This window comes from Kribbella sp. NBC_01245 (assembly GCF_036226525.1).
Taxonomy (GTDB): Bacteria; Actinomycetota; Actinomycetes; order Propionibacteriales; family Kribbellaceae; genus Kribbella.
Window position 1 is genome coordinate 2064548 of sequence record NZ_CP108487.1, and the last position, 20990, is coordinate 2085537.

Genomic DNA, 20990 nt, shown 5'->3' on the forward strand with positions numbered 1-20990 from the left:
CGAAGGCGGACCGCCTCACCCCCGTACGCGGCACCTTTCCTGTCCGCGAGTGGTCACATCTGATCCCGGCGGAAATCGGTGGCTTGAGGAATGCCGGGTGCGGGAGGCTCGGGCGATGGAGTTGGCGGAGTTGCTCGGGGCCTGGGCGATCGGGCCGGTCGCGAGTGTTGAGGCGGTGGGGCGGGGGACCAATAACCCGACGTACTTTGTCGAGGCGGCTGGTGGGCGGTTCGTGCTGCGGGTTTCGATGGGGACGGCGGAGCGGTTGGCCTTTGAACACGCGGTTTGCCAACGATTGGGAGAACTGCCGTTCGAGATTCCGGTGCCGGTGGCAACGATCGACGGAAAGACGTGGGCGGAGGCGGGGTCGGGCGGGCGTGCGCGGTTGACTCGGGCGATTCCGGGCGAGCACCCGCGCCGCGAGAGCGTCGTACAGGCTGAGGTTTGTGGGCGAGCGCTCGCGCAGCTCGATCTCGCTCTCGGCGAGTTGGCGGCCAAGGACCTTCCGCCGATGCCCGAGTGGAACGCGGACTTCACGACAGTGCATCCGCGGGTGCGGAGCCTTCCGCAGTTCTTCGACCTGTTGCCGATCGACGGGCGGGATGCGGCTCGCGACCTGTTCGACCGGATCGCCAAGACGTTCGAGGATTGCGATCTGCCTCGCCAGGTCATCCACGCCGACTTCGGAGTCTCGAATGTCCTCATGTCAGGCGATCGTGTGACCGGGATCCTGGACCTGGAATTCGCCTGCCCCGGCTACCGCGCAATGGACCTCGCCACCGGCCTCTGGTCCTTCAGCAAGAACGACCAGACCACCGAGGCCTTCCGCCACGGCTACCTCGCCGAACTCCCCCTCACCGACGCCGAACTCAACGCCCTGCCCAACCTCCAACGCCTCCGCGAAGCAACCGGCCTAGTCCACCGCGTCGGCCGCCACCTCGACGGCCACACGCCTACGGTGGAACTCGCAGACCGCCTTACCCGCCTACTCGACCTAGACGCGGCGCTGCCGTCAGGAAGGCTCGGTTAGGTCTATGCGGAGGGCGCGGGCTTCTAGGCCGGCTTGTTCTAGGACCTTTTGGCGGGGGTCGGGGACGGCGAGGAACGGGCCTTGGACCAGAGGAGGGAAGGCCTTTAGGCGGGGGTCTAGGAGGACGCCGTCGACGGCGGTGCGGTCTCCCCCGCAGATCAGGGCGTCCAGCTGGCGGGCGTGTGGGAGGAGGATGCGGACGGCGGCTTCGGCGGCGGCTTCGAAGGCGACTCGGGCCTGGCCTTCGCGGCGGCGGGCGAAGCGCTGCTGGGACCAGCCGCCCGCCTTGGTCTTGCCCTGGACGTGGCGTGAGCCGACCTTGGAGTCGATCAGCTTGAGGCCGTGGAAGACGCCCGCGCCGTAACCACCACGACGGACGAGCAGGATGCCGAGACGGCGATCCGTCAGCACGTGCGCGATCAGGCCCTCGCGGGATAGGTCTTCGAGAGGGCCGAACGGTACGTCGATGCGGGCGATCGCGCCGTCGGCCGCGTGCACGGTCACCACGGCGGGCTGTGCGTCGTACGTCGTCTCGCCGTGCCGGGTGGCGAAGTTGTCCAGCCAGCGCGCGAGGCGTTCTGGCGGGATGTGCACCGCCTTGGCCACGCCGCCGGCAGAACCGGACGAACCGGCAGAACCAGATGAGCCGGACGAGCCGCCGCTCTCCAAGGAGGGCGACGGCTCGGATGAACCAGTGGTCACAAGTGGATCAGACGTTGAAGCCGAGGGCGCGAAGCTGCTCGCGACCGTCGTCGGTGATCTTCTCGGGACCCCACGGCGGCATCCAGACCCAGTTGATCCGGAAGTCGTTGACGAGACCGTCGAGCGCCATCCGGGTCTGGTCCTCGATCACGTCGGTCAGCGGGCAGGCCGCGGACGTCAGCGTCATGTCGATGGTGGCGGTGTTCTCCTCGTCGAGGGAGACGCCGTAGATCAGGCCGAGGTCGACCACGTTGATGCCGAGCTCGGGGTCGACGACATCCTTCAGCGCCTCGGTGACATCGTCCACCGCCACGGACGAACCCGCGCCGGCCGCAGCCGTCAGGTCCACCTCCGGCAGCTCGATCTCATCCTTCTCCACCACAGGCTCCGCAACGGGAGCCTCAACTGCCTCAACCGAAGCCGAGGCAGCCTCCTCAACCGGGGAGGAAATCTGTTCGGTCTGCTCAGGCATTGCTAACTCCAGACTTGTCGTCGGTCTTGGCCAGGGCCTGCGCGGTCGCGTCGCGCCAGGCTGACCAGCCCAGCAGCGCGCACTTGACCCGGGCCGGGAACTGCGCGACGCCGGCAAAGGCCACGCCGTCCTCCAGAACCTCTTCGTCGGGCTCGACATTCCCCCGGCCCTGCATCAGCTCGAGGAACTTCTCGTACGTCGCCATGCCCTCGGCCACCGGCTTGCCGATGACCAGGTCCGTCATCACCGAGGTGGACGCCTGACTGATCGAGCAGCCGACGCTGTCGTGCGTCACAGCGGTCACCTTGTCACCGTCGAGCTCGACCCGCAGGGTGACCTCGTCCCCGCAGGACGGGTTCACGTGGTGCACCTCGACGTCGTACGGCTCGGACAGTCCCGCGTGGTGCGGGGTGCGGTAGTGGTCCAGGATGATCTCCTGGTACAGCGATTCCAGCTGCATACGCCTCACGCCACCTTGAAGAACGATCGAACGAAACCGAGGCCGTCGACAAGCGCGTCGACCTCCTCCGGCGTCGTGTAGAGGTAGAAGGACGCACGGGTCGACGACTGTACGCCGAACCGCTCGTGCACCGGCCGCGCGCAGTGATGCCCGGCCCGTACGGCGATACCGCGGGTGTCGAGCACCGTCGCGACGTCGTGCGGGTGGACCCCGTCGAGCTCGAAGCTGATCGCACCACCGCGGTTCGCGATCTCGGTCGGCCCGAGGATCGTCAGACCCGGCACACTCAGCAGGCCTTCGAGCGCATAAGCGGTGATCGCCTGCTCGTGGGCCGCGACCTTGTCCATCCCGATTCCGGACAGGTAGTCCAACGCAGCACCAAGCCCGACGGCCTGCGCGATCGGCGGCGTACCGGCTTCGAAACGCGCGGGCGGAGCGGCGTACGTCGAACCGGTCATCCGGACGATCTCGATCATCTCGCCACCACCGAGGAACGGCGGCAACGAGGCGAGCAGGTCGTACCGGCCCCAGAGCACGCCGATCCCGGTCGGGCCGACGACCTTGTGCCCGGTGAACGCCAGCATGTCGACGCCCAGGGAAGCCACGTCGACCGGGAACTGCGGCACGGCCTGCGAGGCATCCACCACGACGACGGCACCAACAGCGTGGGCCTTCACGGCGACGTCGGCGATCGGGTTGATCGTACCGAGCGCGTTCGAGACCCAGGTCAACGAAACGACCTTCGTCCGCTCGTTGATCAGCGAGTCGACCTGAGACAGGTCGAGCCGCCCCTCGTCGGTGACGCCGAACCAGCGCAGGGTGGCGCCGGTCCGCTCGCAGGCGAGCTGCCAGGGCACGATGTTCGAGTGGTGCTCCATCTCGGAGATCACCACCTCGTCCCCCGGCTTCAACGAAGCGGTGAGCGTGTGCGCCGCCAGGTTGAGCGCCTCGGAGGCGTTCTTGGTGAAGATGACCTCGTCCCGCGACGGCGCGCCGATGAACGCGGCCACCTTGTCCCGGGCACCCTCGAACGCGGCCGTGGCCTCGGCACCGAGCTGGTGCATGGCGCGGGCCACGTTCGCGTTGTGCTCGAGGTAGTGCGCGCGGATGGCGTCGACGACCTGGACCGGCTTCTGCGATGAGTTCGCCGAGTCCAGGTACGTCAGCGGGAATCCGCCGGCCAATGAGCGACCGAGGATCGGGAAGTCCGCCCGGACCGACTGCAGGTCCAGCGGGCTGCTGAAGGTCCGGGTAGTGGTCATGCCTTCGTGCTCGCCTTCAGGAAGCGCTCGTAACCGTTCGCCTCGAGCTCGTCGGCCAGCTCGTGACCGCCCTCTTCGGCGATCCGGCCGTCGACGAACACGTGCACGAAGTCCGGCTTGATGTAGCGCAGGATCCGCGTGTAGTGGGTGATCAGCAGCACGCCCTTGTCACCCTGCTCCGCGAACCGGTTGACGCCGGTCGAGACGATCTTCAGCGCGTCGATGTCGAGGCCGGAGTCGGTCTCGTCAAGGATCGCGATCTTCGGGTTCAGCAGCTCCAGCTGAACGATCTCGTGGCGCTTCTTCTCACCACCGGAGAAGCCCTCGTTCACGTTGCGCTGCGCGAAGTCCGGGTCCATCTCCAGGTCGCTGAGCGCCTTGTTGACGTCCTTGACCCAGGTACGAAGCTTGGGCGCCTCGCCGTCGATGGCGGTCTTCGCCGTACGCAGGAAGTTCGACACCGACACACCGGGGACCTCGACCGGGTACTGCATGGCGAGGAACAGGCCGGCCCGGGCGCGCTCGTCGACGGCCATCGCGAGCACGTCCTCGCCGTCGAGCGTCACCGAACCGCTGGTGATGTTGTACTTCGGGTGTCCGGCGATCGAGTACGCCAGCGTCGACTTGCCGGAGCCGTTCGGGCCCATGATCGCGTGCGTCTCACCACCGTTGATGGTCAGGTCGACGCCCCGCAGGATCTCCTTCGGGCCGTTCTCGGTGTCGACCGACACGTGCAGGTCGCGGATCTCGAGCTTCGCCATGGGAATCTTCTTATCTCCGTAGTTCATTCAGGACGCTTGATTCAGGGGGTTCTTGACGTCGACCAGGATGTCGTCGCCCTCGACGCGGACCGGATAGACCGGCACCGGGTCGTACGCCGGCAGGCTGGTCGGTTCGCCGGTGCGCAGGTCGAAGCGCGAGCCATGCAGCCAGCACTCGATCTCGCAGTCGCCGACGTCGCCCTCGGACAGCTGGATCTGCGCGTGCGAGCACTCGTCCCGCACGGCGAAGACCTGGCCCGCACTCTTCACGACCGCGACCTCCACGCCGCCGACCTCTACCGCGACGACACCTTCGTCGGGTACGTCGGCCAGCGCGCAGGCACGCTCAAAACTGTCGCTCATCAGCGCTGGCCGGCTCCAGCCGAGGCCCCGGCGGACAACGTCGCCGCGCGGGCCAGCTTCTGCTCGATCACCTCGTGCAGACGCTCGATCACCTCGGGCACGCCGATCCGGCCGATGATGTCGTTGAAGAAGCCGGACACCACCAGGCGGCGGGCCTCATCCTCGGGGATGCCGCGGGCCTGCAGGTAGAACAGCTGCTCGTCGTCGAACCGGCCGGTCGCCGAGGCGTGACCCGCACCCACGATCTCACCGGTCTCGATCTCCAGGTTCGGCACCGAGTCGGCGCGGGCGCCATCGGTGAGGACCAGGTTCCGGTTCAGCTCGAACGTGTCCGTACCCTCGGCCGCCGCGCGGATCAGCACGTCGCCGATCCAGACCGAACGGGCCGAAACGCCTGCCAGCGCGCCCTTGTAGACCACGTTGCTCTTGCAGTTCGCGGCCTCGTGGTCCACGAACAGCCGGTTCTCGTGGTGTTGGCCCGCCTCGGGGAAGTAGACGCCGAGCAGCTCGGCGTCGCCACCGGGACCGGCGTACCTCACGTTGGTGCAAACGCGCACGACCTTGCCGCCGAGGCTGACGACGACGTGGTTCAGCTTGGCGTCCCGGCCGACCTTGGCGTCGTGCTGGGCGACGTGGATCGACTCGCGGTCACCGGACTGGATGGTGACGACCCGCAGCTCGGCTGCGTCGCCGACGATGATCTCCACGTTGGCGCCGAGCTCGCCGGCACCGGTGTGGTCGATGATCACGGTCGCTCGGCTGTGCCGGGCGGCGTCGATGACCAGATGGCTGAAACCGCGGCCACCGAGGCTCGCGACGTTCACGTGCACCGGCTCGGTCAGCTCGGCCTCGACCGGAATCCGCACGGCCACGGCCTTCTCGGCGTGTGCCCAGGCCACCGCGGCCGCGCGGTCCTGCGGCTTACCCGCCTTGACCGCGTCCGGCGCGATGGTCTCGACCGTGACACCGTCCGGCGCCTGTACGTCGACCTTGACGGTCTCGGTACCGGCCTCGTCGGCGAACAGACCCTTCAGCGCCTTCACCGGGGTGAAGCGCCACTCCTCTTCGCGCCCGTGCGGCACCGGGAAGTCGGCCACGTCGTACGACGTAACGCGCTCGCTCCGGGTCTGCAAGGGCACTTCGGACCCGGCCCCGTGGGAGTGGCCCTTGTTGCCGGCGGCAACCAGGGTTTCGGTGGCTGACATCAGCCGACGGCCCCTTCCATCTGCAGTTCGATCAGGCGGTTCAGTTCCAGCGCGTACTCCATCGGGAGCTCGCGGGCGATCGGCTCGATGAAGCCGCGGACGATCATCGCCATCGCCTCGTCCTCGGCCATACCGCGGCTCATCAGGTAGAAGAGCTGGTCGTCGCTGACCTTCGAGACCGTGGCCTCGTGGCCCATCGCGACGTCGTCCTCGCGGACGTCGACGTACGGGTAGGTGTCGGAGCGGCTGATCGTGTCGACCAGCAGCGCGTCACACCGCACGGTGGACTTGCTGTGGTGGCTGCCCGGCGCGACCTCGACCAGACCGCGGTACGACGTCCGGCCGCCACCACGGGCGACGGACTTCGACACGATCGAGCTCGAGGTGTACGGCGCGTTGTGCACCATCTTCGAACCGGCGTCCTGGTGCTGGCCCTCGCCCGCGAACGCGACCGACAGGGTCTCGCCCTTGGCGTGCTCACCCATCAGGTAGACGGCCGGGTACTTCATGGTGACCTTGGAACCGATGTTGCCGTCGATCCACTCCATCGTCGCGCCGGCCTCACAGGTGGCCCGCTTGGTGACGAGGTTGTAGACGTTGTTCGACCAGTTCTGGATCGTCGTGTAGCGGCAGCGAGCGCCCTTCTTCACGATGATCTCGACCACGGCGGAGTGCAGCGAGTCCGACTTGTAGATCGGCGCCGTACAACCCTCGACGTAGTGAACGTAGGCGTCCTCGTCGACGATGATCAGGGTCCGCTCGAACTGGCCCATGTTCTCGGTGTTGATCCGGAAGTAGGCCTGTAGCGGGATGTCCACCTTGACGCCCTTGGGCACATAGATGAACGAGCCGCCGGACCAGACCGACGTGTTCAGCGAGGCGAACTTGTTGTCGCCGACCGGGATGACCGAGGCGAAGTACTCCTTGAAGAGCTCCTCGTGCTCGCGCAGGCCGGTGTCGGTGTCGACGAAGATGACACCCTGCTCCTCCAGGTCCTCACGGATCTGGTGGTAGACGACCTCCGACTCGTACTGCGCGGCGACACCGGCGACGAGACGCTGCTTCTCCGCCTCCGGGATGCCGAGCTTGTCGTAGGTGTTCTTGATGTCGTCGGGCAGGTCTTCCCAGCTGGTCGCCTGCTTCTCGGTGGAGCGGACGAAGTACTTGATGTTGTCGAAGTCGATACCGGACAGGTCGGCACCCCACGACGGCATCGGCTTGCGGTCGAACAACTTCAGGCCCTTGAGGCGCAGGTCGAGCATCCACTCCGGCTCGTTCTTCAGCCCGGAGATGCCCCGGACCACGTCGGCACTGATACCGCGCTGGGCGACAGCACCGGCGGCATCGGAGTCAGCCCAGCCGTACTGGTAACTGCCGAGGCCTTCCAGTTCGGGGTGAGCGGTTTGCGTCATCTTGCAGTCCTCGCAGATTCGCCGTCGGATACAGGGGAAACCGGAGCCGTGGCACCGGGGATATGTGTGGTGCAAACGCCGTCACCATGCGCGATGGTGGCCAGGCGCTGGACATGCTTACCGAGCAACCGGGCGAATACCTCGGTCTCGGCCTCGCACAACTGGGGGAACTGCTCGGCCACATGGGCGACCGGGCAGTGGTGCTGGCACAGCTGGGCGCCGGCGCCCGCCGTCATGGCGGAGGCGGCGAACCCGTCGGCACTGAGCGCCTCGGCGAGCACGTCGGCCTTCTTGCTCTCCGGGGCGGCGTCGACCAGTGCACGGTAGCGGACCTCGACCTCGGCCACCCGGGCGCGGGCGAATGCGGCCACCGCCTCGTCACCACCGGACTCGGCGATGAAGTGCAGCGCGGTCGCGGCCAGGTCGTCGTACGCCTGGAAGAACGCATGCCGGCCGGAGTCGGTCAGGCAGAACACCTTCGCCGGACGGCCGCGACCGCGGGGGCCGTAGACGCGCTCCTCGCGAGCGACCACCGTGCCGTCTTCGAGCAGGTGGTCCAGGTGTCGCCGGACGGCGGCAGGCGTAAGCTCGAGGCGCTCCGCGAGCACCGCCGCACTGGACGGCCCATTGGTCAGAATCGACCGGGCGACCCGGTCGCGAGTGGACTCGTCCCGCGCGGCGGAGGCGCCCGCAGGGGCCTGGCCGATCGACGCGGAAGTTTTCACAACGCAAGTGTCGCGTAAATCAGGAAGCCCTTCAAATAAGGGGAACCTAACCCCCGGAGCCGTCGGCACACAGCGTCTCCAACTGGTCGCTCGGTGCTACCAGGGATGATCCGGGGTCGATTAGGGGCGTCCTGGGTGCTCCGGGGCGGCGGGAGTTTCCTACACTGCTTGCGTGCCAATCGCGGTAGAGATCCACGACCTCGTCGTCCGGTACGGCGAGAAGACCGCCGTCGACGGCCTGAGTCTTTCCGTCGCGACCGGCTCGATCACCTCTGTTCTAGGGCCGAACGGCGCTGGTAAGACCACCACGGTCGAGAGCTGCGAGGGCTTCCGCCGGCCGAATTCGGGCCAGGTCCGGGTGCTCGGACTGGACCCGATCGCGGACCACGACGCCCTGATGCCACGGATCGGCGTGATGCTCCAAGAGGGCGGCGCCTGGTCCGGCGTACGGGCTCTGGAGATGCTCCGGTACGTCGCCGCGCTGCACTCGCACCCGCTGGACGTGAGCATGCTCACAGACCGGCTGGACCTCGGCAGCTGCGGCCGTACGCCGTACCGGAGGTTGTCCGGCGGCCAGAAGCAGCGCCTGTCGTTCGCCCTGGCCATCGTCGGCCGGCCCGAGATCGCGTTCCTGGACGAACCGACCACCGGGCTCGACCCGCACGGCCGCCGGGAGATCTGGCAGGTCATCCGCGAGCTTCGTGCCGATGGCGTGACGGTGGTCCTGACCACGCACGCGATGGACGAGGCCGAGCAGCTCTCGGACCAGATCCACGTACTTTCGGCCGGCCAGGTGATCGCCTCGGGTACGCCCGGCGAGCTGACCGACCACGGTGCCCGGTCCCTCGAGGACGTGTACCTCTCGCTGACGCACCCCGACCCTCGGAAGCTGTGATGGCCATCTCTTCGCCCGACGTTCTGCCTCACGGGTTCGCGCCGATGCCGGGCGCCGCGCCCTGGCGCCAGAAGGTCCTCGCGCATTCGTGGATGGAGCTCCGCCTGTTGCTGCGGAACGGCGAGCAGCTGCTACTCGCTCTGGTCATCCCGTTGATCCTGCTGTTCCTCCTGGGCGGTACTGGTCTTGGGGATCGCCTACCGCTCGGCGACGGCCGCACGATCGATCTGGTCGTTCCGCGCGTACTGGCTCTTGCTGTGCTCTCTAGTTCGTTCACGTCGCTGGCGATCGCTACAGGTTTTGAACGTCGGTACGGCGTGATTAAGCGGCTCGGCGCCTCTCCCCTGTCGCGGATGGGTCTACTCGCGGGGAAGATCGGTGCCGTCCTTGCGGTCCAGGCCGTGCAGATCGCCGTACTGGCCGCTGCTGGTTTTGCTCTTGGCTGGAAGCCGGTTGGCGGCGTAGTAGCGGTTGTAGGCGTAGTGCTCATGGTGATGTGCGGTACGGCGGCCTTCGCGTCGTTGGGCCTACTGATGGCCGGGACCTTCCGTGCCGAGGCCACGTTGGCGGCGGCGAATCTGCTTTATCTGCTGCTGCTTGTCGGTGGTGCCGTCATGACGCCGGTCACCGAGTACCCCTCCTCGGTGCAGGTGTTTGTGAAGCTGCTGCCGAGTGCTGCGCTCTCTAGTGGGATGTCGGATGCCACTCTCGCTGGAGTCATCCCCTGGCCCGCTGCGTTGGCGCTCGTCCTGTGGTCGGCAGTGCTTGGTTATGTGGTTTCTCGCACCTTCAGGTGGGACTGAGGATCATGTCCGGTCATGCCTTCTCTAGACTGCGGCCGTGACCACGGAGACAACGGCTCGTGAGACGGAGCCTGTGACCGGCATTTGGAAGTACATCCCAGAGCCGAGCCTGGACGTGGTCCGCCGGTGGGGCTGGGCCTCGGTCATCGCCAATATCGGCATCGTCATCACCGGCGGCCTGGTCCGCCTGACCGGTTCGGGCCTCGGCTGCCCGACCTGGCCCCGCTGCACCGACGAGTCGTACGTCCCGCATGGCGAGCTCGGTATCCACGGCGCGATCGAGTTCGGCAACCGGATGCTCGGTTTCGTGGTCGCGGTGATCGCCATCGGGACGTGGCTCGCGGTCATGCGCTACCGCCCGCGCCGGACGGATCTGCGCCGCCTCGCGACGGCCGCGGCTCTCGGCGTACCGCTGCAAGCGCTCATCGGTGGCATCACCGTGCGGACTCAGTTGAACCCGTGGACGGTGTCAGCGCATTTCCTGATCTCGATGGTGATGATCACGATCACGGTCGCGATGGTGCGCCGGTCGCGCACGAGTCCTTATCCGCACACGCCGCCGGTCGTCCGCGCGCTCGCGACGGTTTGCGTCGCGGCCGTCTGGACGACCGTCGTACTCGGCACCCTCGTCACCGGGAGCGGGCCGCACGCGGGTGATCCGGATGCCGGGCGTACTGGGTTTGATGAGGAGATCATCAGCCAGCTCCACGCGGACGCCGTCTTCCTGCTGCTCGGCGTCTCGGTGGCGTTGGTGATCGCGACGCGTATCACCGCAACCTCGCGGACTTTGCGTCAGATGGCGGCCTGGCTGCTCGCGATGGAACTCATCCAGGGCACGGTCGGTTTCGTCCAGTACTTCACGGGTTTGCCGATCCTCGCGGTCATCCTGCACATGGCCTTCGCGGCAATCCTGATCGCACTGGTAACGGCCGTCTACGGCGAACGCGGCACCCCTGCTACCTGACGTTCGACGTCAGCTCGAGGCGAGATGACCCGGCGGAAGGGGTGAGGACCGTCCGCCGGGCCGTGACGGCACGGGCATGCCGTCAGCTCTCGGCTGGGTCAGCCCCGTGAGACCCGGGAGATCGCGCCTGGACCGAAGATCGGCCCACTCGTGTACACCTGTCCGAACTTGCTCACGGCAACTCCACCTGGCAACACCAGTTGGCCCGGTACCAGTTCGTGGCGGAAGCCACCGCGGTGGTGACGGCCTCGGAAGAGCTGGTACAGACTGCCGACCGGCGAACCACCCAGCTCCCACTGGAACCAGCTCACCTTGGCGAGTTGGACCACGAAGATGCGGTGGTGCGACCCGGCACCGAGGTCGACGATCGACGTGAACCCGTCGGCGTACCGCTGGCACTTCCCCTTGTATGGGCTGGCCGGATCACACACCGCGCCGTACGAGTTCGGCTTGATCCGCCAGACCTGGGATTTGCCTGGCGTGGCAGGGAATCCCCGCAACTCGCCGACGTAGTAATGACCGTCGGAACCGACCGTGACCGACGTCGCGACACCCTCTGACGGGATGAGCGTCCCGGCCGGCGGAAGCGGACTGCCATCCGGACCGTTCGGCGGCAACCCCGCCGGCACCGGTACGACGCGGGGCTTGATCCGCGCCACCGTCTTCGTATAACCACTCGGCCAAACCCGCAGCAGGTCGTTGCCCGCGGCATCCGCCACCAGCACAGACCCGTCGCGCAGCGCGGCCAAACCGTACGGGTTGGACTCCTCGACCACGCCCTCGATGTTGTACGGATCCGGATCGCCCTGCTGGTATTTCGCGATGTCCTTGATCTTCACCGGCGATTTGCCCGGACGGATCCGGTACAGCGTGGCAGCACCCGTCCCCGGCGGCCCGCCCACAGTCAGCGCGAACGTCACACCGTGCACGTTCGTGTCAACGGCCGGCGCGACAAACTGGCCGGAACCTGGCCGAGTTTGCGAATCCCCTTGTTGTTGCCACCAGCAACCGCCTGGTAGATCGACCCGTCGGCCACGCCGTAGATCACCTTGCCACCCGAAGGCGAAACCGCCAGCCCCCGCGGCCCTTCGATCCCGGTCACCACGGGTTTGAGCACTCCCCCGCCACCGCCGGTCGCCTTTGCTCCGCTAGCGCCGACGGCCGGAGCGGTCCCGAGTAGAACCCCCACGACCGCGATCGCTACCGAGGCGGCAATCAGCCGCGCACTCCGTGTTCGTCGTACCCCCATCGCATTACCCCCTATTGCCTAGCGCCCCGAAGCGAGCGCCTCCCGCGCCCGCGACCACCCATGCCACACCCACTCTCGCCTCCCGTCAACGGCACGACTCCCCGTCGCGACCATCCCACCCGCGGTAGCCGTTTCCCTTGCCCCATAAGGCAAACCCCCACCATCAGTAGCTCGGCGCCGCACCCTGCTCACCTTCGGCAGGCGTCGCCCCTTGCCCGGAATCGGGTGAGAGAAACGCCAGGGAGCGGGGGGTCGTTGCTCGCCTGGCGTCTCTCTCGGCCGGCAGGGCGCTGACTCGAGGTCAACTACCCCGTACCTGCCGACCGGCGGGAGGCCCGTTGGGGGAGGCCGCCGAAGCCCCTCGCCTATTGGTAGTGAGTCCGTTACCGGTCAACCGTGACGGCGTTTTTTGAGTCGGCGTGAGCCACGAAGGGCACGCTGTCGAGCCGCACGCCGTCCTTGATGCCGATTACACTGCCCGATACCTCGACGGGCCCGGATCGATCGGCCTTGAACGTCAACTTCAGAGACGTCGGCGCCGCCGAACCGATCTCGGTGCGACAGACTCCGCCCACGCACTGCCAGTCGGACGACGGATGCGAACGGGCACCCAATGGTAAATGCACGACGATCGAGGCCCCGCTGAGCTCATCGGCAAGGCGTAGCCGCAGCGTCAGGTCGAACACGGGTGACTTGCCACGCTGAGCCAGCGATGCGGACCCGACTTCCACCGCGTCGGCCGGAGCCGGCGTCGGCACGGTGACCTCCGTGCTGATCTCCGGCTTCTTCACGCCTGGCGTAACGACGCGATCCTCCGCCTGAGTATCCGGATCGGAAGTCTCGGTCGGTTTCGGCCGCGGGACAACGACGTGTGAGTCGTTGTCAGTGTCAACCTTCGTTTTGGCCGCCTGCTCAGTCGGACGCTTGACATTCGTCGAAGGTTTCACCGGCTCCGGCGTAGGTTTCGAAGGCCGGACGACGACCCCCGAGGGTCTGTCCGTGGCCGCCTTGGTCTGGACCACCACCGGCTTAGCCTGCTCCTTGGCCTCTGTCGACGGTGTCACCGATCCGGGCTTCGGCTTCGATGCCGGCGGTGCCGACACGACTGTGCGCGGAGCACTCAGGTCCGGGAGGACGGCCGCTTGCGCATCTCCGCCCGGCCCCAGCCCGATGAGCGCCAGGGACACCGCCGTGAATCCCATCGCGCCGGCGCTGACCGCCGCCTTGACACCGGCCATGCCCTTCACCGTGCCGACAATGCCGCGCGCCCCGTCGACGGCCGCCAGGTGGCTCGGCGCACCGCTGGAGCCCGCCGCAGCGGCCGCGGGTACGAGCTTCGTCGTCGCCCAGCCGGTCGCCAAGAGCACCGGCAGGATGAGTGCCGCGATGCTGGAGTTGACCTCGCGGATGTCGCGATGCGCCCGGTCGCATCGGGGGCACGTCGGCAGATGCGTCTCGATCCGGCCCTGGCTGCGCTTGGAGGCGTTCTGGCGCACATACGAAGCGAGGCCGTCGATGACCGAGCGGCATTCGCGATCCTGAACGTGGTCGAGATGCTCACGCAGATAGGCCTGTCGCAGGCCCTCCCGGGCGCGGACGGCCAGCGCCGAGACCCCGTTCGCGGAAAGTCCGAGGTCCGCGCCGATCTCCGCCGCTCCGCGCCGCTCGACATCGAGCTGCCACAACACCAACTGCCAGCGATCCGGCAATGAACGAAAGGCGTTGGCGGCGATCGACCGCTCGAAGTTGGCCTCGACGACGTCGTTGAACTGAACCGGCTGGTCCAGCGTGTACTCGTCGTCGGTCACGACCAGGCGCTTGTCGCGTTTGGACCTCCGGACGTGCAGGTTCCTGATCGTCGTGAACAGGTAGGCGCGAAACGCCGTCGACGGCCCGGCATTGCGCCGAAGCAGGTCGAACACCTGCACGAACGACTCGGCGACCAAGTCGTCCGGGTCCACGCGCGGCGTGAGCCTCGATGCGTAGGCACGCGCCGCGCGACTGTGCCGCCGGTAGAGCTCGGCGTAACACGCCGCATCCCCGTCCCGAACGCGCCCGATCAGGTCACTGTCCGTCGGCGCGTCGTCACTGTCTACTGAAATCAAATTCCCCGTGTGCACTGCTTCCCCATTCCCCGTGGGTCCCCTCGCTGCAGCATGCAGCCGAAGCAGAATGCCACAGAGATATTGAACGTTCCAAACATCAAACAACTTTCACCTTTCGGAATCCGCGTCACACCGCGCGCACTCAGGTCTCAAACCCTCTGTGCGCCCCGGCCAGCTCGGCCGCGTGTGAGTCGAGACCAGCCGGCCGGCGTACGAGTCCAGTCGCTGTGGATGTCCGAGGGAGATGTACGCCGTATGGCTAGTGCCAGTTCGACCGTCAGATTGGTCGACGTTGCTCGAATCACGTGTCGGCAGTGGATCCTTGTGATCTCTGTCATAGCCGTTGCGGTGGTAGTGGCAATCGGACTTTGGTCGCTGCGCGGACAGTCCTACACCGCGACTTCGACGGTGACCGTTGCGCCGATCACTGCGAACCACTTCGGGTCGGTCCCGGCCGCGGATCAGGTCAACATGGCGACCGAGCAGCAGATCGCGTCATCGATGCCCGTGCTCACCCGGGCGGCCACCGCCTTGACCAAGGCGGCCGGGCAAGACGTCCAGCCGGCGGAGCTGGCCGACACCGTGACGGTCATCTCGCCGAAAGACTCGTTGGCACTAATCATCACCGCGACCGCGACCGACGGCGACCTCGCCCGTCGACGAGCCGACGCCGTCGGCGACTCATATCTGACGCAGCGACGCAGCGATGCCGAGACCGACGTCAAAGCAGTCCTGAAGACCGTCGACAGCCGAATCGCCGCTGTCACTGCGGCCCTGCGCAAGATCCCCGTCGATCGCCCCGACGCCTCGGCGGCTCGCGCGCAACTCGTTGATCTGCAGGCACAGCGCGACGCGCTGGCCTCGGCCGCGGTAGTCCCGGGACGCGTTGCGAGCCCGGCCCACACGCCTACGACCCAGGCGGCGTTCGGCCCTGCCATCTTCGCGGTCGGTGGTCTGGTGCTCGGACTGTTCGTCGCAGTACCGCTGGCACTCATGGCCGAACGACTCCGGCGAAAGGTGGGCTCACGTGCCAGGCTCACCGAGCTGCTCGACGGGGCCTGGGTGGCGGGAGACGGCAAGGGTGCCGCTGCGGCCGCCATCGAACAAGCAGTCCACCAGCCCGCGCTGCTGAGATCCGGAGGCCGGACCAGTCCGGTCGTCGCCGCCGTGCTGGATGTCACTGGGCGAAATCTGGCTGCCGCGCTGACCGAAGCGGCCGGCTCCGAGGGCTGGGAGGCGAAGCTCGTCGATGCTCCCAGCCTGCAGATCGCCGAGGTCTACAACGGACGTTTCGCAGGCCTCGGCGTACTGACACCGAAGCCCGACGTCCTGACAACGAAGGCTGCGGACAAGAACGGCTCGAAGCCTCCGGTCCTGCTGGTCGTCGACCTGACCGACGGTCCCACGCACACCCGCAGCGCGGCGATCGCCGCCAGGGCCTCCATGGTCCTGGTCGCCGCTACCCGAACGAGTTCCGCCCGGGAACTCAGCGCATTCGCCGCTCGGCTGGGAGACGCCACACGCCACGTCGACGGCGCCCTGCTGGTGCCGCCCACGGATCCGGCCACGACTCCGGTCAGCGCTTCGGTCGGCGCTTCGGCCACGACTCCGATCGGCGCTTCGTTCGGCCCATCGACCACCAGGCCGGGTCGCCGGCGGCTGGGCAACCATGCCCGCCCGCGGCAGGCCGATCCCGAGAGAGGTGACCTCTAATGGCCCACTGGCCGTCCGTGACCGCCGTTGTCCCAACCCACCAACGACCGCAGATGCTGCGAGCTGCCATCCGTTCGATCCTCGGACAGGACTACCCGGGCCGCCTCGACGTACTGGTCGTTCACGACAAGGAAGCGATCGACGACGAGCTGGGTGCGGAGTTCGGCGACCGGGTGAAGGCGATCGCGAACACCCGTACGCCCGGGCTGTGCGGGGCGCGGAACACCGGGATCCTGGCCTCGGCCGGCGAACTCATCGCGTTCTGCGACGATGACGACAGCTGGCTGCCGAGCAAGCTCACGCGGCAGGTCGAACGGCTACGCCTCGCCCCCGAATCCGTGCTCGCCAGCACCGCGATGACCGTCAACTTCCTCGGCGTCGCGAGCGATCGGCTCGCCGGACGGGACACGATCAGCCACCAAGACCTGCTGGTGTCGCGGATGGCGATGTTGCACTCGTCGTCCTTCCTCGTTCGACGCGAGTGGATGGTCGGCGGGCAGCTGTTGAATGAGGACCTGCCCGGCAGCATGGGCGAGGACTGGGACATCCTGCTCCGAGCGTCCCGCCAGGCTCCGGTCGCCCATGTCGACGAGCCGCTGGTTCGCATCCACTGGGGATCCACCTCGTTCTTCGCCCGGGACTGGCGCACGCGGCTGACCGCCAACACCTGGTTCCTCAAGAGCTACCCGGAGCTGCGGGAGAGCCGCCGCGGAACTGCGCGGCTCCAGGGCCAGAACGCCTTCTTCGCGGCGGCAAATGGGGACAGACGCGCCGCGCTCACCTGGATCGCGCGCACCGTGCGGTCGCGAGCCGTCGAGCCACGCGCCTGGCTTGCCGTCCCCGTTCTGGTGGCGCCGCGTCTCGGCAACTCGGTGATGGGCGCCCTGCACCGCCGCGGACGGGGGATCTGACATGCGCGTCATGCTTGTTTGCAGCACCGGCGGGCACCTCACGGAGCTGCTGCACTGGGCGCAGCGCATCTCGCCAACGCCCACCGAACGAATCTGGGTCACCCATGATCGGGCGAACGCGCACGACATCGCCATGCGCGACCCGGCGGCGACGGTGAGGTTCGTGCGCCCGATCGAACCGAAACAGGCCTTCACGGCCGCTACGGTCGTACCGCGCGCGCTCCGTCTCATCCGCCGGGAGAAGCCCGACCTGATCGTCAGCACCGGTGCGGCGATCGCGGTCCCCTTCGCGATCGCGGCCCGCGCTCTGGGAACACCACTGCACTATATCGAGTCCGCGACCCGGATCCTTGGCCCCAGCCTGACCGGCCGAATCGTCAGTCGGCTGTCCCCGGGATCATGCTGGTCGCAACTCCCCGAGCGGGACCAGGCCTCGACCGCCGCCTCCTGGCAGAACTGGCGCCAGTGCGGCAGCTACTTCGATATGTTCAACAGCTCGGACGCACCCACACCAGAGCCGCTCCGAAGGGTCGTCGTCGCACTCGGCACCCAGTCCAATTTCGGCTTCCGCGCCGCGGTCGAGGCCGTCACCGCGATTCTCAAGGAGGTCAGTCCCTCACCCCACGTGATGTGGCAGATCGGCAGCACGGATGTGTCCGGACTGCCGGTCCAGAACCCCCAAACCCATATACCCGAGGACCGGTTGATCGCGGCCATGCAGCAGGCGGACGTCGTGATCACGCACGCCGGCGTTGGCCTGGCATCCCTCAGCCTCCTGGCCGGCAAGACACCCGTGCTGCTCCCCCGCCGCAGCGGTCGAGGCGAGCACACCGACGATCACCAAGTGCAACTGGCCGACTTTCTGGCCGCACGTTCCCTTGCCGTGGTCCGCGAGGCCCCGGCCCTCACACTCGCCGATCTCGAGCGCGCCCAGCGACGGTCCGTCCGGACCGTACCGCCGGGCCGACTCCCCCGGATCGACCTCGATCCCCGGCGCGAGCCACCCACAGACACCGCCGACACCACGACACGCCGCAAGGCTCAAGCCCCAAGGACAGCCCATGCCACCACCCGTCCAGCGATCGACCGCAGCCTCGACCAGCACCCGTAGGGATCTGCTACGCAAGCTCGGTCTGGCGAGTCTCGGCGGCGCCACGCTGGCCGGATGCTCCTCGGCGGAGGCGGACCAGTCTCCCTCGACGCCTACTGCCAGTTCGCCTGCTCGCTCGACTGCATCGCCGGGATCGTCGTCCGCATCCCCGCGTGCGACATCCGCCCCGCCGTCGACCGCGAGTACGTCCAAAACCGGCGCACCGACTGGCGCACCGACCGAAGCACCGACCGAAGGGGGGATCGACACCGCGACAGGCCCGGCGACGATCGTGACGACGGGGAGCGAGCTCGAGGCGGCCGTCGCCGCCAAGGTCGCCGCGATCCACCTCGGCGCGGGCGAGTATGTCGTCAACACCACACTTGTTCTCGCACCCAGCACAATGCTCTCCGGCGTCGGCCAGGCCAGCCGGATCCGGGCAAGCGGCAGCTTCAACAGGTCGCGTCCAGTGATTGCCATCGGCAACAACGTCGGACCGGCGGCAGGCGTGACCATTCGTGACCTCGTCGTGGACTGCGACAGCAAGGCTCTCATCGGCATCGCGATCGAAGGCATCGCCGCGCACGACTATCAGGGCGAGCTCGACTCGATGTGCCGCCTCGACAACCTGTGGGTGTACGACTCCGTGGGCGACGGCGTCCTGTACGCCGGCCGCGACTCCCGCTCCGTCATCTCCACCCGCGTGCGGGTTCGACGCGCGGGCCGCCATGGATTCCACATCCGGAACAGCGACAGCTGGTGGATCGGCTGCGAGGCCACCACCCGTACGCCGACTGGCGGCACGGCCGGGTTCTTCATCAACGCAGGCGCAAGCAACTTCTTCGAGGCGTGCAAGGCGTGGTACTGCCGGGACTTCGGCTGGCGCGTCAGCGGCGTACGCAACAAGTTCATCGGTTGTGAGGCCCAGGACACCCGACTGCACGGCTGGAACATCGAATGGGACCGAAACGTCTTCACGGGATGCGTTGCCGACTCAGCCGGCATGTACGACGTCGGGGGGAAGCCGAACACAGCCGACGGCTTCTATGTTGCCACCGCAGGTGCCGCGACGTCGCTCGTCGGCTGCCAGTCGTTCGACCGCCGGCCGAACGGGACCAAGCCACAGCAGCGCTTCGGCTTCAACGTGACGCGTGCCTTCGGCGCGAGCGGCCGGCTCGTCGCCCCCACCGGTTACGACAACACCGGCGGCCTCATTCGTCAACGCTAGGAGTGGCCGTCCGCCGCCGGTGGCGGCGGCGGCTTGCCATGATGCTGCGGAGAACCGTCAGGCTGGCTCTGGTGCGGCCTATCACCAGTTCCTGTTGCGGCCCACGTAGATGTTGCGGGCCTTGTAGTAGGTGTCCCCGGACGGGCCGGGCCCAGCCACCGTCATAGGTGTTGAACCAGTTCCGGTTGTCGCCCTTGAACTCGAGAATGTCGCTCTCCGGCGGCCAGCTATTCACACCGGTCAGCCAGAACGCCGGCCACGTGCCGCGGGCGGAGGGCGCAGAGAACTCACCCTTGACCTCCCAATCCGGGTACTGGTCGTTGATCACGACATGCATTTTCGAGTGGACGGTTCCAGAGTGGTAGCGGATCGGCAGCCACGGCGGGGACGAGCTGTTGCCCTCGTTCCAGTCGATCCTCGACGCCTTGATCACCAGCACGCCACCGGACTCAAGGTACACATGATTGTGGTCGCCGGAGCTGGCATACATCCGGGCAGTGCCGTTGTGGTCCGAACCCCATGGATGGAGGTAATTCCAGGTCGATTCGAGCGCTCCGTAGCTGGCGAACGTGTTCGTGTCGATCACGGTCTCCCACCACGCCTGCCGGGCGGCGGACGCGGACAGTGGGCGGGCGATCGCGGCACCGGCAAGTCCAGCACCGACAACACCCACGAACCTTCTGCGAGCAATAGCCGTGTTGAGGACATTTTTCAGACTGAAACACTACGTGGCCGTCCCAGTCCAGCGGCAACACCTCTGTCCCACTGCCGGCCGAGCACCAGGGTATCGCCGGGGTTGCCCATCAGACCTCGAGCCTCGTCGGCCACGGTCGGCGGTGGCGTCGGCGCGGCCGTACGAGGCAGCAGTCGCTGCCCGAGTGCGTTCGCACCGTGACCGAAGACGCCCGCGGCCCCTCCGGTGACACCGCCGGTGGCGCCACCCATCGCTGTCGACTGCGCCGACGCCGGTGGCCAACAGGACACCGCCGGCGCGGACCATGGCTCCGCCGGCGACGTACTCCCAGTTGTCCGCGACCCAGTCGCCCACGGCAGCCGCCGCACCGTTGTTCGACGCCGCGTACGCGGCCAACTCGTCATCGGTGACCGGGCTCAGCCCGGTCGGGTCCAACGCATGCAGCGGATCGTTGCCCGCGAACGCGTACGGGTTGCCGGCCCAGCCCGCGCCCGGGACCGGCTGGATCAGGCCGGGCGCGAAACCAGTCGCACTGTCCCACCAGGTCTCGGCGTCGTCGACCCGGCCCAGCTCACCGAGCGAGTCAACCCACAGTCGGGTGGTCTTGGCGTCGCCGTCTGCTTCGTGGTCGGTGATGGTGGACAGCCGGCCGCTCTCAGACCAGCCGAGCTCGCGGACCCGGCCGTCGGACGATTCGGCCCGGACTCGTCGGCCGGCCCGGTCGTACGCGTAGTCCATCCGTTCCGGGCCGGCGACCGTCGAGGTCAGCTGGCCAGCGGTGTCGTAGCTGTGGGCGCGCTGGGCACCGCCGATCGCCTCGGTGACCAGGCGGCCTGCCCGGTCGTACTGCCAGGTCGAGACAGCGCCGTCGTCGGCGCGAGCACGTACCGGCGATGTCCTGCTCGAACCGATCCGGGCCGGCCTGCGCCGCTCTGCCATGGTTCTC

Annotated in this window: 22 protein-coding genes; 8 read left to right on the plus strand and 14 right to left on the minus strand. The window is 67.6% G+C overall.

From position 1 onward, the window contains the following. Positions 1-97 precede the first annotated feature (97 nt). Positions 98-1030 carry a phosphotransferase gene (locus OG394_RS09115; RefSeq protein WP_328994629.1) on the plus strand — a complete coding sequence of 311 codons (933 nt, stop codon included), beginning with the start codon at positions 98-100 and terminating at the stop codon, positions 1028-1030. On the opposite strand, the gene OG394_RS09120 is transcribed toward OG394_RS09115, so the two are convergent. The 9 genes from OG394_RS09120 to OG394_RS09160 form a co-directional block, all read right to left on the minus strand. Beyond that, positions 1013-1732, minus strand: coding sequence for an acVLRF1 family peptidyl-tRNA hydrolase (locus OG394_RS09120; protein ID WP_328994631.1), 720 nt, complete (start codon positions 1730-1732; stop codon positions 1013-1015). The genes OG394_RS09115 and OG394_RS09120 overlap by 18 nt on opposite strands. Before the next feature lie 7 nt (positions 1733-1739). Beyond that, entirely contained in the window at positions 1740-2114 is a 375-nt protein-coding gene (locus tag OG394_RS09125; RefSeq protein ID WP_328996818.1) for a metal-sulfur cluster assembly factor, read from the minus strand. An 82-nt stretch (positions 2115-2196) separates the two neighbouring features. Then, positions 2197-2664 (minus strand): Fe-S cluster assembly sulfur transfer protein SufU, encoded by a 468-nt coding sequence (gene sufU, locus OG394_RS09130; protein ID WP_328994632.1) that lies wholly within the window; start codon positions 2662-2664, stop codon positions 2197-2199. A gap of 5 nt (positions 2665-2669) precedes the next feature. Next, positions 2670-3926, minus strand: coding sequence for a cysteine desulfurase (locus OG394_RS09135; protein ID WP_328994633.1), 1257 nt, complete (start codon positions 3924-3926; stop codon positions 2670-2672). Continuing rightward, entirely contained in the window at positions 3923-4687 is a 765-nt protein-coding gene (sufC, locus tag OG394_RS09140) for a Fe-S cluster assembly ATPase SufC (protein WP_328994634.1), read from the minus strand. The genes OG394_RS09135 and sufC overlap by 4 nt, the downstream gene beginning before the upstream one ends. Positions 4688-4714: 27 nt before the next feature. Continuing rightward, positions 4715-5050: a non-heme iron oxygenase ferredoxin subunit gene (locus OG394_RS09145; protein ID WP_328994636.1), complete on the minus strand. Its 336-nt coding sequence runs from the start codon at positions 5048-5050 to the stop codon at positions 4715-4717. Beyond that, entirely contained in the window at positions 5050-6255 is a 1206-nt protein-coding gene (sufD, locus tag OG394_RS09150) for a Fe-S cluster assembly protein SufD (RefSeq protein ID WP_328994637.1), read from the minus strand. Before sufD ends, OG394_RS09145 begins: the two co-directional genes overlap by 1 nt. Next, positions 6255-7667 (minus strand): Fe-S cluster assembly protein SufB, encoded by a 1413-nt coding sequence (gene sufB, locus OG394_RS09155; RefSeq protein WP_328994638.1) that lies wholly within the window; start codon positions 7665-7667, stop codon positions 6255-6257. The genes sufD and sufB overlap by 1 nt, the downstream gene beginning before the upstream one ends. Continuing rightward, positions 7664-8392: a helix-turn-helix transcriptional regulator gene (locus OG394_RS09160; RefSeq protein WP_442914277.1), complete on the minus strand. Its 729-nt coding sequence runs from the start codon at positions 8390-8392 to the stop codon at positions 7664-7666. The genes sufB and OG394_RS09160 overlap by 4 nt, the downstream gene beginning before the upstream one ends. 172 nt (positions 8393-8564) lie before the next feature. Between OG394_RS09160 and OG394_RS09165 the strand changes: the two genes are divergently transcribed. Genes OG394_RS09165 through OG394_RS09175 form a run of 3 tightly spaced genes read left to right on the plus strand, consistent with a single transcriptional unit; the run spans position 8565 to position 11054 of the window. Then, complete coding sequence (locus OG394_RS09165) at positions 8565-9287, plus strand: ABC transporter ATP-binding protein (RefSeq protein ID WP_328994639.1); 723 nt, start codon at positions 8565-8567, stop codon at positions 9285-9287. Next, a complete protein-coding gene (locus tag OG394_RS09170) occupies positions 9287-10090 on the plus strand; it encodes an ABC transporter permease (RefSeq protein ID WP_328994640.1) in 804 nt (267 codons plus the stop codon). The genes OG394_RS09165 and OG394_RS09170 overlap by 1 nt, the downstream gene beginning before the upstream one ends. Before the next feature lie 37 nt (positions 10091-10127). Beyond that, positions 10128-11054: a COX15/CtaA family protein gene (locus OG394_RS09175; RefSeq protein WP_328994642.1), complete on the plus strand. Its 927-nt coding sequence runs from the start codon at positions 10128-10130 to the stop codon at positions 11052-11054. A gap of 98 nt (positions 11055-11152) precedes the next feature. Here OG394_RS09175 and OG394_RS09180 read toward each other — a convergent pair whose 3' ends face one another. From OG394_RS09180 to OG394_RS09190, 3 genes are all read right to left on the minus strand, one after another. After that, positions 11153-11974, minus strand: coding sequence for a ScyD/ScyE family protein (locus OG394_RS09180; RefSeq protein ID WP_328994643.1), 822 nt, complete (start codon positions 11972-11974; stop codon positions 11153-11155). After that, positions 11971-12303, minus strand: a complete 333-nt coding sequence (locus OG394_RS09185) for a hypothetical protein (RefSeq protein ID WP_328994645.1) — start codon at positions 12301-12303, stop codon at positions 11971-11973. The genes OG394_RS09180 and OG394_RS09185 overlap by 4 nt, the downstream gene beginning before the upstream one ends. 383 nt (positions 12304-12686) lie before the next feature. Then, positions 12687-14408, minus strand: coding sequence for a sigma-70 family RNA polymerase sigma factor (locus tag OG394_RS09190; RefSeq protein WP_328994646.1), 1722 nt, complete (start codon positions 14406-14408; stop codon positions 12687-12689). 408 nt (positions 14409-14816) lie between these two features. On the opposite strand from OG394_RS09190, the gene OG394_RS09195 reads away from it, so the two are divergent. Genes OG394_RS09195 through OG394_RS09210 form a run of 4 tightly spaced genes read left to right on the plus strand, consistent with a single transcriptional unit; the run spans position 14817 to position 19350 of the window. Then, entirely contained in the window at positions 14817-16121 is a 1305-nt protein-coding gene (locus OG394_RS09195; RefSeq protein WP_328994647.1) for a hypothetical protein, read from the plus strand. After that, the gene (locus tag OG394_RS09200) at positions 16121-17032 is read left to right on the plus strand and encodes a glycosyltransferase family 2 protein (RefSeq protein ID WP_328994648.1); all 912 of its coding nucleotides are present in this window, start codon (positions 16121-16123) and stop codon (positions 17030-17032) included. The genes OG394_RS09195 and OG394_RS09200 overlap by 1 nt, the downstream gene beginning before the upstream one ends. Position 17033: 1 nt before the next feature. Then, complete coding sequence (locus OG394_RS09205) at positions 17034-18143, plus strand: glycosyltransferase (RefSeq protein WP_328994649.1); 1110 nt, start codon at positions 17034-17036, stop codon at positions 18141-18143. Continuing rightward, the gene (locus OG394_RS09210) at positions 18094-19350 is read left to right on the plus strand and encodes a right-handed parallel beta-helix repeat-containing protein (protein ID WP_328994650.1); all 1257 of its coding nucleotides are present in this window, start codon (positions 18094-18096) and stop codon (positions 19348-19350) included. Before OG394_RS09205 ends, OG394_RS09210 begins: the two co-directional genes overlap by 50 nt. On the opposite strand, the gene OG394_RS09215 is transcribed toward OG394_RS09210, so the two are convergent. Further along, positions 19334-19936 carry a hypothetical protein gene (locus tag OG394_RS09215; RefSeq protein ID WP_328994651.1) on the minus strand — a complete coding sequence of 201 codons (603 nt, stop codon included), beginning with the start codon at positions 19934-19936 and terminating at the stop codon, positions 19334-19336. The genes OG394_RS09210 and OG394_RS09215 overlap by 17 nt on opposite strands. Before the next feature lie 138 nt (positions 19937-20074). Beyond that, complete coding sequence (locus OG394_RS09220; protein ID WP_328994652.1) at positions 20075-20983, minus strand: hypothetical protein; 909 nt, start codon at positions 20981-20983, stop codon at positions 20075-20077. Positions 20984-20990: the final 7 nt, after the last annotated feature.

What these genes read in the sequence shown, in the direction of transcription:
- OG394_RS09200 (WP_328994648.1), top strand. Translation starts at nt 16,121, where the DNA reads ATGGCCCACTGGCCGTCCGTGACCGCCGTTGTCCCAACCCACCAACGA.
- OG394_RS09185 (WP_328994645.1), bottom strand. Translation starts at nt 12,303, where the DNA reads ATGGGGGTACGACGAACACGGAGTGCGCGGCTGATTGCCGCCTCGGTA.
- sufD (WP_328994637.1), bottom strand. Translation starts at nt 6,255, where the DNA reads ATGTCAGCCACCGAAACCCTGGTTGCCGCCGGCAACAAGGGCCACTCC.
- OG394_RS09145 (WP_328994636.1), bottom strand. Translation starts at nt 5,050, where the DNA reads ATGAGCGACAGTTTTGAGCGTGCCTGCGCGCTGGCCGACGTACCCGAC.
- OG394_RS09210 (WP_328994650.1), top strand. Translation starts at nt 18,094, where the DNA reads ATGCCACCACCCGTCCAGCGATCGACCGCAGCCTCGACCAGCACCCGT.
- OG394_RS09135 (WP_328994633.1), bottom strand. Translation starts at nt 3,926, where the DNA reads ATGACCACTACCCGGACCTTCAGCAGCCCGCTGGACCTGCAGTCGGTC.
- OG394_RS09205 (WP_328994649.1), top strand. Translation starts at nt 17,034, where the DNA reads ATGCGCGTCATGCTTGTTTGCAGCACCGGCGGGCACCTCACGGAGCTG.
- sufB (WP_328994638.1), bottom strand. Translation starts at nt 7,667, where the DNA reads ATGACGCAAACCGCTCACCCCGAACTGGAAGGCCTCGGCAGTTACCAG.
- OG394_RS09170 (WP_328994640.1), top strand. Translation starts at nt 9,287, where the DNA reads ATGGCCATCTCTTCGCCCGACGTTCTGCCTCACGGGTTCGCGCCGATG.
- OG394_RS09220 (WP_328994652.1), bottom strand. Translation starts at nt 20,983, where the DNA reads ATGGCAGAGCGGCGCAGGCCGGCCCGGATCGGTTCGAGCAGGACATCG.
- sufU (WP_328994632.1), bottom strand. Translation starts at nt 2,664, where the DNA reads ATGCAGCTGGAATCGCTGTACCAGGAGATCATCCTGGACCACTACCGC.
- sufC (WP_328994634.1), bottom strand. Translation starts at nt 4,687, where the DNA reads ATGGCGAAGCTCGAGATCCGCGACCTGCACGTGTCGGTCGACACCGAG.